The organism is Massilia sp. Leaf139 (assembly GCF_001424165.1).
In the GTDB taxonomy this organism is placed as follows: Bacteria; Pseudomonadota; Gammaproteobacteria; order Burkholderiales; family Burkholderiaceae_D; genus Telluria.
The window spans coordinates 200901-216782 of record NZ_LMOJ01000012.1; the positions used below are offsets into that span (position 1 = coordinate 200901).

A 15882-nucleotide genomic window follows, 5' to 3' on the forward strand; every position below is an offset into this window, starting at 1 on the left:
ATGGAAGACTTCCATATCGCCAGTATCGTCGTCTCGACGATCCGCAACGCGCCGGTGCTGATGTTCGCAGCGCTGGCGGGTCTCTTCGCCGAACGCAGCGGCGTGGTCGACATCGGCCTCGAAGGCAAGATCCTCGCCTCGGCCTTCGTCTCGGCCGCCGTCGGCTACACCACGCAAAACCCGTGGGCCGGCGTCGCCGCCGGCATCGCCGTCTCGGTCGCCCTCGCGATGGTGCAGGCCTTCGTCTCGATCACCCAGAAGGGCAACCAACTGGTGGCCGGCATCGCCATCAACATCGCCATGAGCGGCCTGACCTTCGTGGTCGCCCAGTACATCTTTCAGCAAGGCGGACGCACGCCGGATCTGGGTTCGGCGCGCCTGACTGACGTCGTCCTGCCGGGCACCGCCGCCCTGGCCGACATCCCCTTCCTCGGCTGGTTCTACGGCAACGTGATCGGCGGGCACTCGCCGCTGGTCTACCTCGCGTTTGCCCTGCTACCGCTCGTGCACTGGGTGGTCTACCACAGCCGTTTCGGTTTGCGCCTGCGCGCCTGCGGCGAGAACCCGCACGCGGCCGACGCCGCCGGCGTCTCGGTCGAAAAGACGCGCTACATGGCGATGCTGGTCGCCGGCGTGCTGTGCTCGTTCTCGGGCGCTTATCTCTCGATCGTCCAGAGCGGCTTCTTCCTGCGCGACATGTCGGCCGGCGCCGGCTACCTGGCGCTGACCGCTCTCGTGTTCGGTAACTGGCGTCCGCTGCAGACCGTGCTCGGCTGCCTGATGTTCGGCTTCTTCTCGGCCGTGCAGATCCAGATCGAAGGCGTCGACCTGCCGGTGGTCGGCCGCATTCCGGGCTCGCTGATCCAGATGATTCCGTATGTCGTGACCGTGATCGTGCTGGCCGGCTTGATGGCGAAGTCGGTGGCGCCGAAGGCGGTGGGCAAGCCGTTCGTGAAGTCGCGCTAAGCGGCACTTCGCGTCGAATGGAGGGCGGCCTGCGGGTCGCCCTTTTTTATGCATGCGCGCGATGCACGCGTTCAACCGCCAGATGAAACCTCGCGTCGCCATCACTCCGGCTTGAGCATCTGCCCACCCGCATCCATCTTCTGCAGCGCGTGCTTTTTCCCGCTCATCGCTTCGAACCAGGCCGGTAGCACGCGGAAGGTCAGCGCCAGGTCGTAGTCGCCGGGGATGCTGCCGGCGTCCATCGGTTCGGTGCCGGCGCGGTTCTGGAACCAGCGCAGCCACCCTGCCGACCCGGGCGCCGGCGAGTTCAGATACGGTGAGCCGGCGTTCGGCGCGCCGTCCGGCTCGGGCGGCGCCAGCGGCATCAGGAAGGAAGCCATCCCCTTCTTCGGATTGGCCGGGTTCCATTGCGAGGCGCCGTGGCAGCTGAGGCAGGACGAATTGGGCGCGCGCCGCAACAGGCTGCGCTTGCCCGCGCTGACGACCGAGATATCGTTGACGCCATGGTCGTTCGGCCCCGACAGGCGCCCTCCCCAGCCCAGGGTCTCGAGGGCGTAGGGCGGCGCGTGCGGGTTGACCCAGCTTTCCTGCAGCGGCGCGTTCGGCTGCGCGGCGCTGTCCACGCGCGGATCGTTGCCCCATTGCGCGCCCAGCGGCACCATCTGATCCCAGACGCCACGGCTGCCCGGACGCGTCGCGCGGTCGTAGACCAGGCTGGTGAACACCCAGCCCGTCTGCGGCGCCGATTGCGTGTCCTTGACCACGATGTCGACCTGCATCAGGTAGCCCTTGCCGAAGCTGGCGCGGTCGAACTGGCCGGTGGTGGCATTCGCCGTCAGCATCATCGGCCAGGCGAGCGCGCCGCGCATCGCCGGCCACTCGGCGGGCCCCGCCGTCGTGAACGCGAGTTTGACGGTAACCGCGCCCTCGGCATACTGGGTGGCGCCGTTGTCGAGGCGCGGCGCATGCGGATCGCGCCAGATCGCGCCCAGGGTCTGCCCCGCCGTGCGGTTGTAATAGGTGATCACATAGGTGGTGAAGGGTTTCGCGAGGCCGCTCTTCGGGAACAGGCTGTCGTCGATGCGCTCGTTCCCGACCAGCAGGCCCTTGATCGCCTCGCGCTGCGTGCCCAGCCAGGGATCGTTGTACCAGCCGGCGCGGCCGGCGTTCCACTCGCCATCGTTCGCCAGCAGCGCCACCATGTCGCGCGCGACGTAATCCTTCAGCGCCTGGGTGTAGGCGGCCGCGGTTGCAGTGCTGATCGGCTGGTTACCGATCGCCGTACGCCATGGCATGAGGGGCGCCGGCACGCCGGCCGGATAATCGTGGCTGAGCTTGAACAGCGGCCCGGCATAGTCGGCGCGCGCGGGCAGGCTGCCGTTGTGGTCGAGATAAGGATCGGGCGCGGAGGTGGCAGCAACGACGGCGGCCGGCACCGCCAGCAGCAGGCCAAGCACGGAAACGCAGTAACAGAGATACCAGGCTCGCAGGCGCATGTTCGTCTCGTCGGAAGAAGTGACAACAGTCCATTCTTCCGCGTCGCAATCCATGTGGATTGCGTACGAACAAAGTCTCTCTGGAAGTCGCTATGCAGCGCCCTTAATCGCTCGCCAAAGCCACAGATCGCTTGATCGTCCATGACAAGCCAAAGCCCGCCGAGACCCCATTGTCGCGCAAGTGCAGCGGACTCTTGTCGTTCTTGCCGACGCCATAGTTCTCGGCGCGCAGGAAGGCATAGGCGCGCAGATCCGGGTTGATCACGCGCGCCGCGAACACGCCGGCGCGCACCAGGATCAAACCGGCGTCGGCCGCGTAGGCCGGGCGGTTGGCGGTCGCGTGCTGCGGGCGCACCTCGTAAAAATAGCGGTTGATCTTGGCGTCGCCGACCACCGCCGCGAGCTGGGTGTCGAACAGCCATTTGCCGTCGGCGCTGCGGCGCTCGTAGACCAGGCGCGGCTCGAAGGTATAGCCCTGGTGGCGCAGGCCGCTGCGTACCTCCATCACTGCGCGCAGCGGCAGTTCGGCGCGCAGGCCGGAACGGGCGTCGAAGCGGGCCAGGCGCAACTTCAGGCGCGGGCCGAATTCGGCCAGTGCGCCCAGATCCGGCATGCCGGCGCGCGCCTCGACGTCGTCCGAGCGCGCCGGCAGCGAAGCGGCCAGGCCGATATCGAGTTCGGCCGTGTCGGTCTTGAACACGCGTGCGCCGATGCCGCCCTGGTCGGAACGGAAGATCTTGCCACGGTAGATGATGACCGGCAGCGCCAGGCCGCGCGTCTCGCGGTCGTCGGCGCCCGGATACGAAGGCGTGCTGACGGCGCCGGCGGCCAGGCCCAGTTCCCACAGCGGTTGGGCGGGTGCGCCGGTCTGCGCCTGGGCCGAGGTCGCGGCGAGACAAGCCAGGCCGATGCCGGCCAGGTGGTAGCGGTTCATGCGGTGTCCGAAGGTAAGGCGGCGCGGCGCGCCGGAAGCGCCATTCTAGCCGCGCGCGGCCCAGCCCAGCCGCACATATGGAAGGCGGCTATGAAAAAAGCCGCAGCGATGACGCTGCGGCTTCGTGTCGGACGATCAGCGACGAAGGATCAGCCGTAGATGGCTTTCAGCACTTCGGCCAGCTTGTAGCCGCCCTTGATCAGCTGTTCCTTGGCGATCTGCGAGCTCGGCACCGGGTAGTTGGCCGGCACCTCGAGGGCGAAGGTGTAATAGGTCTCGCCCTTCTTGCTGGTCTGTGCCGTGATCTTGCCCGGCACCACGTCGGCATAGGCGAATTTCGACACCACCAGCGCGTCGTCCGCCCACTGGTAAGGCCAGGTCGCCGGATCGCCGCTGTTGGCCTTGATTGCCGGCTTGCTGTCGATGGCGAACTGGGCGAACTGTTCCGGCGTCTTGGTCTGCACGCGGCGGAAGGCATAGTCGACCGTCGTGCTGTCCCAGTACGAGTGGAAGGGTTTTGTGAGCGCCTTCGGCACGCCTTCGCGGATCGGCTTCGGCTCGCCCGGCGGAATCAGGCCCGCGGACAGCTCGGTGAGCTTCTGGTCGTCCAGCAGCAGGTTGTTGCCGCCGCGCGAATCGAAGATCGCGGTCTCGTCGACTTCCGCATGGGTCTTCGGCACGACGAATTTGCCGTCCTTGGACACGAAGGCCGCGCCCACGTGCAGCGGCTGGTGGATGTCGCCGGTCATGTGGGTCAGCAGGATCAGCGCCTGGCGCTTGGTGAACTTGTGCGGATTCAGGGCCGGATCGGTTTTACCTTGCAGGACGGCGATGCACTGCTTCAGGGTCTGCACGATGTCGACTTCGCTGGTGCCGACGCCATGGTCATGGTAGCGCTCGAGCTGGAAAGGCACGTCGGTGTAGTGGTACTCGCTGTGCTTTGGATTGCCCGTGGTGTAGTCGATCATTTCTTGCGACTGCGGGCCGCAATAGGTGCCCTTCACGCAGTCGGCCCAGTTGGCGATCGATTCGAGCGTTTCGCCCGGCAGCAGCAAGGCGGCGATCTGTTTCTGGGCGTTCGTGCCCTTGAGCAGTTTATCGGCGATGGCGCCGACCGCGCGGTGGCCGTCGCCGCCCCAGGCCAGGGCATTGGTCGATGCGAAGGCGCCGGCAAGCGCGAGGACACAGGCTAGTTTTTTCATGGATTCTCCGTTGTGAGAGCGGTACTGCGTTATTTGGTCGTGCGCACTTTGTCGATGCGGGTGGTGGGCGCCAGGCCGGCTTGCGTGCCGCCGGCGCCGGGATTTTTGGCGATGTAGTCGCTCAGGGCGTCGAGGTCGACGATGCCGGTGTCGACGCGATTCGTACCCTTGGCAAATTCCGGGAAATTGTCGCCGCCTTCGGCCAGGAAGTTGTTGGCGACCACACGATAGGTCTTGTTGTCCTCGACCGGGGCGCCGTTGAACTTCAGGCTGCCCGGCACCAGGCGCTGGCCGACCAGACGCGCCGCGTCCCAGGTGTAGGTGAGGCCTTGCGAGACCTGCAGCACCGTGGCGCCGGACGCGCTCGGGCGCTGCCACTGCTGTTCCAGCAGGCGGCGCAGTTGCGCGCCGGTCAGATCCAGCACGACCAGGGTATTCCCGAAAGGCAGTACCGCCTGGGCATGGCCGAAATTGGTGGTCAGCGCGGCATCCGAAGTTTCCAGATCCTTGCGGATGCCGCCATTGTTCATGAAGCCGATCTGCGCGCCCTGGGCACGGGTGGCGGCCAGCACGGCGTCGGCGATCAGATTGCCCAGCGGCGACTCGCCCGCCTCGCTGGCCTTGCGCGCGACGGTGGCGCTACCGAGTTTGCCGAGCGGACGCGCCAGCGCCGCGCGGCTGCGCTCTTTCACGGTGGCGAGGTAGGCGGACACTTTCGGGTCGGCCGGGAACAGTTCCGGGTTCATCACGACATTTTTGACGTCGATGTCGGCGATGGCGCCGCTCTTCCGATCGACCTTCATGGCGATGCGCGACAGCAGGTGCCCCGCCGCATCGGCCTGGGTGACGACGCGGCCGTCGACGGTGCACAGGTAGCCCTGGTGCGAATGGCCGGTGATGACCAGGCGGATCGCCGGATCCAGGCGCTTGACGATGTCGACCACGCCGCCGGTCAGGCCCTTGCAGCCCGGCTGATCCGGCGATTCGTCGGTGCGGCCGCCTTCGTGGATCAGGGCGACGAAGACCTTGGCGCCCTCGGCGCGCATCTGCGGCAGCGCCTTGTTGATGGCGTCGGCTTCGTCGATGAAGTCGAGGCCGGCGATGGCCGAGGCCACGGCGACCGAGGCCGTGCCTTCGAGCACGGCGCCGACGACGCCGACCTTGACGCCCTTCACGCTTTCCACGCGGTAGGCCGGCATGAACGGTTTACCCGTTGCCTTGTCGAGCACGTTGGCGGCGAGATAGGTGAAGCGCGCGCCGCCGTAGTTCGGCAGCAGCTTGCAGGCCTTGGCCGGGCGCGGCGAATCGCAGCCGCCGGCCTGCTGGCGCAGCAGTTCCTTGCCGCCGGCGTCGAATTCGTGGTTGCCGACCGACGACAGGCGCAGGCCGAGCAGGTTCATCGCCTCGATGCTCGGCTCGTCGGCCCACATCGAGGATAGCGCCGGGCTGGCGCCGATCAGGTCGCCCACGCCGATGAACAGCAACTCCTTGTCTTCCTTCCGCCAGGCCGCCAGTGCGCCGCTCAGGGCTTCGATGCCGCCCGCGCGCAGGGTTTCGGTCTTGCCGGTCGCGGCGCTGGTATAGGTGTACTTGCTCGGCTCGAGGTTGCCGTGGAAGTCGTTGATCGCGACCAGGTTCAGGGTGACCGGCCCCTGGGGCGGCGTCGTGCAGCCGGCGGCGGCCAGCGCCAGGGTCAGGAGGGTCAGGGATGCGCGGACGCGCGGGTAAACAATCATGGAGGTCTTTCGCTGATGAACACGGGCGCCTGCGGCGCTCCGAATTATTGCATGCAAGATCGCGCACGGCCATCTTTACAGGGCCCCGCGCCGGCAGCACGTCCTCAATAAAAAACAGGCCCGAAGGCCTGTTTCTGGTGGTGCTCCTGCTGTCCGCCACGCGAGCGCGGCGGACATGCGGCGACTTAGATGTCGACCGACAGGGTGAACGACGCGAAGCGTGGCGCGCCCAGGTAGTAACGCAGGGTGCCAGCCGAGATGCCTGGCAGTGCCGTCGTGTTGTTGATGCTGTTCGACGACGGGTTGCGGTACTGCTTGTTCGTGATGTTGCTCAGGTTCACGGTCAGCTTAGGACGCTTGAAGATACCGTAGTTGGCGAAGGTGTAGCCAGCATCGATACCGAAGGTCGTGTAGCCAGGTGCCCATTCGTCGTTGACCAGGGTTGCAGCTTGCTTGCTGGTCGACTTGGCTTTCAGACGGGTCCAGAAGGCGCCGGTCTGGTATTCAGCCGACAGGCCGGCCTTCAGTTTCGGGGTCAGCGGCATTTCCTTGCCGGCGGTCGGCAGGGTAGCCGTTGCGGTCACGCGCAGGTTGTCCTTGATCTCGCTGTCGGTGTAGCCGAACGAGCCGTAGAACGACCAGCCATTGATCGGGGTGTTACCTGCTTCGAGTTCGAAACCACGGGTGCTCACGCGGCCAGCGTTGGTGTAGCTGCTGGTGTTGGTGATCGGGTCGAACGCGGTCGCCTGACGGTTACGGAAGTCGACGTTGAACACGGTCACCGTGGCGATGAACTTGTTGTCCTGGTGACGGTAGCCGATGTCGGTGTTGTACGAGGTCTCTTCCTTCACGTCGCCGCGCAGGGTGGCCACGCCGTTGACCAGGTTGACGTTCGAACCGAAGTTGCTGAACACGAAGTTCGGCGGCGCCTTCATGTTCTTCGCGACCGAGGCAAAGAACTGGTCGTCGTTGGTCACGCGGTAACGCGCGCCCAGTTGCGGCAGGATGTCCTTGTACTTCTTGGTGATGTTGTAGGTCGGACGCAGGTTGGCTTCGCTACGGAAGTTCGTGAAGTCACGCTCGATGAACGGGGTACGGATACCGACGTTGATCTGGCCCTTGTTGTCGGCGAAGCTGATCGTGTCCTGGATGAACGCCTGGTAGGCGGTCGAGACCGTATCCCAGTCGCGGCTCTGGAACAGCGAGCCATCCGAGCGGCGCACCGCCTGGTCTTGCAGGTATGGATCGACTGGCTTGCCTTCGGCCGTCACAGGCACCATGGTGCCGGTCTGACGGTGACGCGCGCGCTCCCACCAGAAGCCGCCCAGGATCTGGTGATCGCCCCAGTTGAAGGTCAGCGACGAGGTCAGGCCAGGACGCTTGGTGTTGGTGACGCTGGCGTTGGCCATGATCACGCTGTCCAGGGTGTCGCCGTCGCCGTTCAGGTCGACGCGGCCGGTCAGGGTGCCGGTGGCCGGATCCATGAAGGTGGCATCGGTGCCGGTCGCTGGTGCGACGCGTGGACGTGGGCTTTCGAAGGCCAGGCGCTGCTGCAGGCCGCCGTTGCCGAAGCCGTACCAGAAGTAAGGCACGATCTTCAGGGTCAGGTCGTCGTTCAGGCGGAACTTCGCTTCAGCCGAGGCGATCGCGTTCTTGAACGGGTTGATGTACAGGTCGTAGTACAGCGGCGACGGCACGACGGCGTTCTGCGCGGTGCCGCGCACTGGCGTCGGCTGCGTCGGGTAGGTCGGGCTGGTGTCGTAGAAGTAGCCGAAGTTGCGGATTTCGGTCAGCGTCAGGTTGTTGATGCTGTTGTTCAGCGCTTCGTTCCACAGCACGGTGGCGTGGATGTAGTTGAACTTGTCCCAGTCGTAGTTGAAGCCGGCATCGATGTGCTCGCGCTTGGCGACGCCCTTGCCCTTCCACTTGTCGGTCTTGGCTTTCGAGCCCGAGATGAAGAACTTCGAACGGCCATCGGCGAACTTGCCGCTGTCGAAGCGGACGAAGGTCTTGTACATGTTCAGCTGGCCCATGGTGTGCATGATGCGCCAGCGGCGGTTGTTTTCCGGGTTGCAGGTGACGATGCCGAAGTTACCGCCGGTCGCGCCGACCTGTGGCGAGTCGACGTCGGTCGAACCCTGGGTCACGAACTGCGAGCAGGTGTTTTCCTGGTCGACGTATTCTTGTGGGTAGACAGCGAACGAACCAGAGTCGTTGACCGGCACGCCGTTGATGGTTGCGCCGATCTGGTCGCTGTTGAAGCCGCGCAGGGTCAGGCCGCCACCGAACAGGCCGGTTGCGTCATGGTTGTAGCTGTTCACCGACGGCAGCATTTCCAGGGCTTCGTACGCATTGCCGCTTGGACGCTGCTTTTCCAACTCTTCCGCGGTCACGGTCGAACGCGCTTTCGGTGCGTCTTCCGTCACCATCAGGCCCATGCCGAGCTTCTTGCCGGTGATGATCACCTGGCGCGTCGGCTGAGCGTCCGAAGCCGTCGTCGTCGTCGTTTCCTGAGCGTGGGCGACGCCGACACATGCCACGTGGCATGCCAGAGCGATCAGGCTCAGGCGCAACTTCGGTTGTTGAATCAAAGCGGATTGCATTCAAAACTCCTAGAGTGTTTAAAAATTTTCAGCTGCAAGCTTGAACCTGCATGACGGCATACGTAGGGAACGGGTTCCTGCTGCACGGGCACGGTACTATAGGGGTGTCGTGTGTCACGCTGATGACAGCCGGCTTACTCAGCCTACTCACTCGCTCACCCGAACTGGAGACTGCCGCAAAGTTGCTCGATTGACTTTCTTTCCTGTCAACCAAGAAACTATGCACGCCTCCCACCACCAAGACAAATACCGATTCCCTTGGGAATTGATACGTTGCCTGAATAAATCCGGCTGCCAGAACCGCAAAACCCGTCTTTACGGCCGGTTTTCGCTTGTCTACGCTACGGCGGCGATTATAAAGGAGGCATTCTGGCTGGAAATAAAAGTGGCAACTATTTTTTGAAATGCCCCGTGCGGGGTGAGAATGTGTAGCGCCGAGGCCACACGCGCCTGGAAATCCATTCAAAAATGCAACAAGGCGAGATGTTTCTCAACATCTCGCCTTGTTTTTTATGCAATGCCGCGCTGCTTTCCGGCGCGTCTTTCAGCGCGTTTTTCAGTGCCTTGTTCAGCGCTTGGGTTTGGCGCCGACGGCGGTCTTGGCCAGTCCTGCCACCTCCGCTTCGAATGCGGCGAAACGGGCGTCGAGCCGGCGCGTCAGGCGTGCCTTGTCGGCAGCCGGCAGGAAGGCGTAGCGGATGCTGTTGTACGCCGTTTTCTTCATTTCCGCGTAGTCCGGCTTGTAGCGGCTGGCGAACAGCACGTATTCCTGCGACAGCGTGTGGCGGGTAACGCCGGCGTCGTCGGTCGAGATCACATACGGCACGCCATATTTGCGGTACAGGGTCACCGGATGGTTCTCGCCCTTGATGCCGCTGATAAAACCGTTCGAGGTCAGGTTGATCTCGACCGGGATATCGTCCGCGCGCATCTTGCGCAGGATGGCGGCGGCGTTCGACTCGTGCGCCAGGTCGATGCCGTGGCCGATGCGGTCGGCCTTGGCCACCACCAGGGCCTGGTCGATGTGGAACTTCAGCCCTTCCGGCGGCACGTCGCCCAGCGCCAGCTCGCCCGCGTGCATCGCCACCTTGACCTGCGGGTAGACGCTCTTCAGGAAGCCGAACATCTTCATGTGCAGCGCGTAATCGCGCATCGAGACATGGGTGCTTTCCTGGCCGACGATGTTCACGCCGACGACCTTGCCGCCCATGGCGGCCGACTTGAAGGCGGCGACCATCGAGGAAAACACCTGCGATGGATTCAGGAGGCGCAGCACATAGGTCTGGTAGCGCATCGTGAAGCGCTCGTCGTCGATGCCGGCCGCGGCCTGGTCGATCTTGGCCACGAAGTCGGCGATCGACTTACCGAAGGCCGGGTCGCGCTCGAGCGCTTCCATCGCCTTGCGCAATTCCAGGTTCAAGCTGGCGTCGTCGTTGGCGAACTGCCAGGCCTTGGCGTCGAAGTCGGCGTTGGCGATGGCCGGCGCCATCTTGAACATGGTCTCGATATAGCTGACGTTCTCGGCGATGGCGCGTTTTTTCAGCTCCTGCAGGCCTTCGGCGAAGTTGGCGTTCGAGACCGGGCCGAAGTAGCCGAAGGTCTGGAAGAACAGGCGATCCGGCGGCGGGTTCAGGACGCCGTGGTTGTCGAAGTCCTTGTTCGACCAGCGCTGCACCAGCTCGCGCCAGGTGTGGTCGTCGGCATAGACTTCGGCGCTGTTGAGGCAAGTGCGTTCCTTGGCCGGCTTGGCGCGCTCGGTTGCGATGACGGCCTTGTCGGTCTCGATGCGGTAGGTCTGCTTGTTCACGCACAGGCCCTGGCGGTCGAGGAAGTCGAGGTATTGCTCGACATAGATCGCGCCCGAGTAATGGTGGTGCAGGTCGCCGCCCTTGGGCATCTGCGTGAAGAACATGGTCAGCTCGGCCAGCTTCGGCTCCTGGCCAGCGATGAGCGCGGCGTAATGACGGCTGGTCGCGGCTTCGTTGGCCAGGCGCGATGCGGTGGCCGGTTCCTTGGCCAGCGCCGCCGGTGCGGCCGCGACGGCCAGGGCGATCAGCAGGCTGCGGCTGAAAATGGTCTGCATGGGGGTCTTTCTTGTTGGGTGACGGGGCCGCGCAACTTTAACGGCTTCGTGCATTGTTGGCAATGTGCGTAAACCCACGCGGGCATGCCCGCCCTATGGTGCACGGCCGCCAACATCGAACATTGTTGACTGATGCGTAAGGTAGGGCGGGATGCCCGCGTGCAGATCCAACACACCGCTAACGTATCAATCAACCGTCCCGCTGCGCTCGTGCACCTTCGCCCCGGCCGCATACGTCGCCCGGATCGCCCGGTCGTCGCCCAACAAGGCCAGCGCGAACAGCTGCTCTTCCAGCGAATTGCAATGGCTGCTGCGCCGCGCCAGCAGCGGCGTCGATGTCGGATCGAGCACGATGAAATCGGCCTCCGCGCCGACGGTAAAACTGCCGATCGTCCCCTCCAGATCCATCGCGCGCGCCGCGCCCAGGGTGGCGAGATAGAACATGCGCAGCGCCGGCAGGTAGCTGCCCTTCATGCGCGCCACCTTGTAGGCTTCGTTCATCGTCTGCAGCATCGAGAACGAGGTGCCGGCGCCGACGTCGGTGCCCAGGGTGACCTTGGCGCCGGCGCCGTCGGCCTTTTCGAAATCGAACAGGCCGCTGCCGAGGAAGAGGTTCGAGGTCGGGCAGACGGACGCCGCCGAACCGGTGGCCGCCATGCGCGCGAAGTCCTCGTCGTCGAGCCAGATGCAGTGCCCGAACAGGGCGCGCGGGCGCATCAGGCCATAGCCGTCGTAGACGCCCAGGTAGCTGCGCGCATCCGGATACAGTTCGCGCACCCAGTTCACTTCGTCCTGGTTTTCCGAGACGTGGGTCTGGATGAAGGTGTCGGGATAGGCCTTGGCCAGTTCGGCGATGGCGCCCAGCTGGGCCGGACTGGAAGTCGGTGCGAAGCGCGGCGTGATCGCATACAGCGAGCGCGCGTGCTTGTGCCACTTGTTGATCAGGGCTTCGCTCTCGCCCACCTGCCCTTCGGTGTCGCGCAGGAAGTCGGGGCAGTTGCGATCCATGAGCACCTTGCCCGCCACCATGCGCAGGTTGCGTGCCTCGCTGGCCTCGAAGAAGGCGTCGACCGATTCGCGGTGCACGGTGCAGTAGACGACGGCCGTGGTGGTGCCGCAGCGGGTCAGCTCGTCGAGGAAGAACTCGGCGGTGGCGCGCGCATGCGCCGGGTCGGCGAACTGGCGCTCGGTCGGGAAGGTATAGGTCTCGAGCCAGGGCAGCAGGCCCGGGCTGGGCGAGGCGATCATGTCCGTCTGCGGATAATGCAGGTGGGTGTCGATGAAGCCGGGCGTGATGATCTGGCCGCGGTAGTCGACGGGCACGAGGCCGGCGGGCAGCGCCGGCGCCAGTTGCGCGTAGTCGCCGGCAGCCTTGACGCGGCCGTCCTCGACGACGAGCAGGCCGTCCTCGAACCAGGAATAGGCGTCGGCGCTAAAGGCGGGGTCGGCGTGAAAATGCAGCAAGCTCGCACGGTAGGCTTGCACGGTTGGGGTCGCGGTGGACATCAGTTGGATTCCGAAGAAACTTGGGGGTGGCTGGCGGCGTTCTCGAACGCCTCCCAGACGGTCAATAGCTGGGCCGCGCAAGACGCGGCGATGATGGCCGGCGCCTTGCCGGCGATGCCGGGCAGGCCGATCGGGCAGACCATGGCGTCGATGCGCTCGTTGGCGATGCCGCGCTCGCGCAGGCGGTGTTCGAACTGGCGGCGCTTGGTGTCGGATCCGATCAAACCGAACCAGTCGGCGGCGGGACGCGACAATATCGCGTTTGAGAGGCGCAGGTCAAGTGCATGGCTGTGCGTCATCACCAGGAAGGTGGTGCCGGGCGCCGCGCCTTCGGCGAGCGCCTCGGGGATGTCGGTCGCCTCGATCGTCACGTTGGCCGGCAAGTCGCGCGGGAACAGATCCTCGCGCTCGTCGACCCAGGTGACGCGGCAAGGCAAGTCGGCCAGCGCGCGCACGATGGCGGCGCCGACGTGGCCGGCGCCGAAGAGCATCAGGTGGGCGCGCGGGGCGAGCACGGCGTCGGCCAGCCAGCGATGGCCGTCGGCATCGGTGAAGACGTGGGTGCCGAGCAAGCGGTCAAAGGCGGGGACAGGGGCGCCGGCGATGTGCCGCCCAGATCCGTCGACGAGCGCCCACGTAGGGCGGACGGGTTTCCCGTCCACGCGTCCAGCCAGCGCAAGCACCCGGATAGTGTCGACACTGCGCCGCCCATCGAGCAGCGCCATCTGATCCCGGTCCGCGATCTCGAACACGAGATGCGCAACGCCGCCACAGCACTGTCCCAGACTCGGCCCCAGCGCGAAGCGCTCCAATCTCGGCGCCCCGCCCTCCTCCAGCATCGTGCGCGCGATCTCGATCGCCCGATGTTCCAGGTGCCCGCCGCCGATCGTCCCGGCGAAGCTGTCCGCCATGACGAGCATCTTCGCGCCCGCTTCGCGCGGCACCGAGCCTTCGACGATGGCGACCGTGACCAGCACGGCCGGCGCACGCAGCGCGGCTGTCAGCCAGTCGTCCATCACGCGCGGGAAGCAGCTGCTTCGACGAAAGCGATGGCGTCGAGGATTTCCTCGCTCGTCGCCGGCGCGTTCAGCGGCGGATTGACGCGGTGGCCGCCGACCGCCGAGATGGCGTCGCGGATCGCGAAGAAGACCGAGAACGGCAGCAGCAACGGCGGCTCGCCCACGGCCTTCGAGCGGTGGATGCTGTCTTCGACGTTGCGGTTCTTAAACAGGCGCACGCGGAAATCCTGCGGGCAGTCCGACACGCCCGGAATTTTGTAAGTCGAGGGCGCGTGCGTCATCAGCTTGCCGCCCGCGTTCCACCACAGTTCCTCGGTGGTGAGCCAGCCCATGCCCTGGATGAAGGCGCCTTCCACCTGGCCGATGTCGATCGCCGGGTTGAGCGAGTTGCCGGCATCGTAGAGCGCATCGGCGCGCAGCAGCTTCCATTCGCCCGTGAGCGTGTCGACCACGACCTCGGCCACGGCCGCGCCGTAGGCGAAGTAGGAGAAGGGCCGGCCGTTCATGGTCTTGGCGTCCCAGGACAGGCCCGGGGTCGCATAAAAACCGTCCGACCAGAGCTGCACCCGCGCCAGGTAGGCCTTCTGCACCAGGTGCGGGAACGGCACTTCCATCGCGTTGACGAACACGGTATCGGCGGCAAAGCGCACGTCGGCCGCCTCCCCGCCGTACTCCTTCGCCGCGAAGGCCGCCAGGCGCTCCTTGATCTGGCGCGCCGCATCCTGTGCGGCCTTGCCGTTCAGGTCGGCGCCGGTCGACGCCGCCGTGGCCGAGGTGTTGGCGACCTTGCTGGTGTTGGTGGCGGTGGCGCGCACATTGTCCATGTCCACGCCCAGTTCGTGCGCGACGACCTGCATCACCTTGGTGTTGATGCCCTGCCCCATCTCGGTGCCGCCATGGTTGACCATGATGGAGCCGTCGACATACACGTGCACCAGCGCGCCGGCCTGGTTCAAGTGGGTGACGTTGAAGGCGATGCCGAATTTGACGGGCGTGAGCGCCAGGCCTTTTTTTAGCACGGGACTGCTGGCGTTGAAGGCATCGATGGCCTCGCGCCGCGCGCGGTATTCGCTCGAGGTCTCGAGTTCGGCCACCAGCTCGTGGATGACGTTGTCGACCACGGCCTGGCCGTAGGGTGTGACGTTGCGTTCGGTCTTGCCGTAGAAATTGATCTTGCGGATGTCGAGCGCATCGACCTGCAGGGTGCGCGCGATCTCGTCCAACACGTATTCCATCGCGATCGCGCCCTGCGGGCCGCCGAAGCCGCGGAAGGCCGTGTTCGACTGGGTATTGGTCTTGCCGCAGGCGGCGCGGATGTCGACGTCCGACAGATAATAGGCGTTGTCGTAGTGGCAGACGGCGCGCGTGGCGACCGGGCCGGACAGGTCGGCCGAGAAGCCGGCGCGCGAGACCATGTCGACTTTCGCGGCCAGTATGCGCCCCGTCTCGTCGTAGCCGACTTCGTATTCATAGTAAAAGCAGTGGCGCTTGCCGGTGACGAGCATGTCGTCGTCGCGATCCGCGCGCAGTTTCACGGGACGGTTCAGCTTGCTTGCTGCGATGGCGGCGGCCGCCGCCCACAGGGCCGACTGCGATTCCTTGCCGCCGAAGCCGCCGCCCATGCGGCGGCACTCGACCACGATGTGGTGCGAATGCAGGCCGAGCGCGTGCGCGACCACGTGCTGCATCTCGCTCGGGTGCTGGGTCGAGCACTGCACCAGCATGCCCTTGTCTTCGCCCGGAATCGCATAGGCGATCTGGCCTTCCAGGTAGAACTGCTCCTGGCCGCCGACAAACAGCTTGCCGGCCACCTTGTGCGGCGCATGCGCAAAGGCCGTTTCGGCGTCGCCGCGCGCCAGGCGCATCGGCGGCACGACATAGGACTTGGCGGCGTGGGCTTCCTGCGGCGTGAGGATGGCCGGCAGCTCTTCGTACGCGACCTTGGCCAGGCGCGCGGCGCGGCGCGCGTTGTCGTGCGTATCGGCGACGACGATGAAGATCGGCTGGCCGACGTATTCGACCTTGCCGTCGGCGAGAATCGGATCGTCATGGATGATCGGGCCGCAGTCGTTGGTACCGGGGATGTCTTTTACCGTCAGCACCGAGACCACCCCGCGCGCGGCGCGCACGGGCGCCAGGTCGAGCGAGAGGATGTTGGCGTGGGCCTTGCTGGATAAACCCAGCGCCGCATGCAGCGTGCCCGCTACTTCGGCGATGTCGTCGGTATAGGTGGCCTGGCCGAGCACGTGCAGCGTGGCCGACTCGTGCGGGCGGGCGCGGCCGACCGCTGCCCACGCCGCCTGCTTGATTGCTGGTGCGCCTGCGTCGTTCATGTGA

Annotated in this window: 10 protein-coding genes; 1 reads left to right on the forward strand and 9 read right to left on the reverse strand. The window is 65.4% G+C overall.

What is annotated here, in order from left to right:
* Complete coding sequence (locus tag ASF77_RS09500) at positions 1–966, forward strand: ABC transporter permease (protein ID WP_056338190.1); 966 nt, start codon at positions 1–3, stop codon at positions 964–966.
* 101 nt (positions 967–1067) lie between these two features.
* Here the strand turns inward: ASF77_RS09500 and ASF77_RS09505 are convergent, their stop codons facing one another.
* The 9 genes from ASF77_RS09505 to xdhB form a co-directional block, all read right to left on the reverse strand.
* Complete coding sequence (locus tag ASF77_RS09505; protein WP_056338193.1) at positions 1068–2462, reverse strand: hypothetical protein; 1395 nt, start codon at positions 2460–2462, stop codon at positions 1068–1070.
* Positions 2463–2565: 103 nt separating this feature from the next.
* On the reverse strand, positions 2566–3396 hold the full coding sequence (locus ASF77_RS09510; RefSeq protein ID WP_056338198.1) for a MipA/OmpV family protein: 831 nt from the start codon (positions 3394–3396) through the stop codon (positions 2566–2568).
* Between the two features lie 149 nt (positions 3397–3545).
* Positions 3546–4598, reverse strand: coding sequence for a S1/P1 nuclease (locus ASF77_RS09515; protein ID WP_056338201.1), 1053 nt, complete (start codon positions 4596–4598; stop codon positions 3546–3548).
* 29 nt (positions 4599–4627) lie between these two features.
* Entirely contained in the window at positions 4628–6334 is a 1707-nt protein-coding gene (locus ASF77_RS09520; RefSeq protein WP_056338204.1) for a bifunctional UDP-sugar hydrolase/5'-nucleotidase, read from the reverse strand.
* 185 nt (positions 6335–6519) lie between these two features.
* Entirely contained in the window at positions 6520–8937 is a 2418-nt protein-coding gene (locus tag ASF77_RS09525; RefSeq protein WP_056338207.1) for a TonB-dependent receptor, read from the reverse strand.
* A 568-nt stretch (positions 8938–9505) separates the two neighbouring features.
* The gene (locus ASF77_RS09530; protein ID WP_056338211.1) at positions 9506–11020 is read right to left on the reverse strand and encodes an adenosine deaminase; all 1515 of its coding nucleotides are present in this window, start codon (positions 11018–11020) and stop codon (positions 9506–9508) included.
* Positions 11021–11206: 186 nt separating this feature from the next.
* Positions 11207–12526, reverse strand: coding sequence for a guanine deaminase (gene guaD, locus ASF77_RS09535; protein WP_056338214.1), 1320 nt, complete (start codon positions 12524–12526; stop codon positions 11207–11209).
* Positions 12526–13542 carry a xanthine dehydrogenase accessory protein XdhC gene (gene xdhC / locus ASF77_RS09540; RefSeq protein WP_056338216.1) on the reverse strand — a complete coding sequence of 339 codons (1017 nt, stop codon included), beginning with the start codon at positions 13540–13542 and terminating at the stop codon, positions 12526–12528. Before xdhC ends, guaD begins: the two co-directional genes overlap by 1 nt.
* A complete protein-coding gene (xdhB, locus tag ASF77_RS09545) occupies positions 13542–15878 on the reverse strand; it encodes a xanthine dehydrogenase molybdopterin binding subunit (RefSeq protein WP_056338220.1) in 2337 nt (778 codons plus the stop codon). The genes xdhC and xdhB overlap by 1 nt, the downstream gene beginning before the upstream one ends.
* Positions 15879–15882: the final 4 nt, after the last annotated feature.

Excerpts from the sequence above, each read along its gene's own strand:
- guaD (WP_056338214.1), bottom strand. The coding sequence starts at position 12,526 with ATGTCCACCGCGACCCCAACCGTGCAAGCCTACCGTGCGAGCTTGCTG.
- xdhC (WP_056338216.1), bottom strand. The coding sequence starts at position 13,542 with ATGGACGACTGGCTGACAGCCGCGCTGCGTGCGCCGGCCGTGCTGGTC.
- ASF77_RS09525 (WP_056338207.1), bottom strand. The coding sequence starts at position 8,937 with ATGCAATCCGCTTTGATTCAACAACCGAAGTTGCGCCTGAGCCTGATC.
- ASF77_RS09505 (WP_056338193.1), bottom strand. The coding sequence starts at position 2,462 with ATGCGCCTGCGAGCCTGGTATCTCTGTTACTGCGTTTCCGTGCTTGGC.
- xdhB (WP_056338220.1), bottom strand. The coding sequence starts at position 15,878 with ATGAACGACGCAGGCGCACCAGCAATCAAGCAGGCGGCGTGGGCAGCG.
- ASF77_RS09515 (WP_056338201.1), bottom strand. The coding sequence starts at position 4,598 with ATGAAAAAACTAGCCTGTGTCCTCGCGCTTGCCGGCGCCTTCGCATCG.
- ASF77_RS09510 (WP_056338198.1), bottom strand. The coding sequence starts at position 3,396 with ATGAACCGCTACCACCTGGCCGGCATCGGCCTGGCTTGTCTCGCCGCG.
- ASF77_RS09530 (WP_056338211.1), bottom strand. The coding sequence starts at position 11,020 with ATGCAGACCATTTTCAGCCGCAGCCTGCTGATCGCCCTGGCCGTCGCG.
- ASF77_RS09500 (WP_056338190.1), top strand. The coding sequence starts at position 1 with ATGGAAGACTTCCATATCGCCAGTATCGTCGTCTCGACGATCCGCAAC.
- ASF77_RS09520 (WP_056338204.1), bottom strand. The coding sequence starts at position 6,334 with ATGATTGTTTACCCGCGCGTCCGCGCATCCCTGACCCTCCTGACCCTG.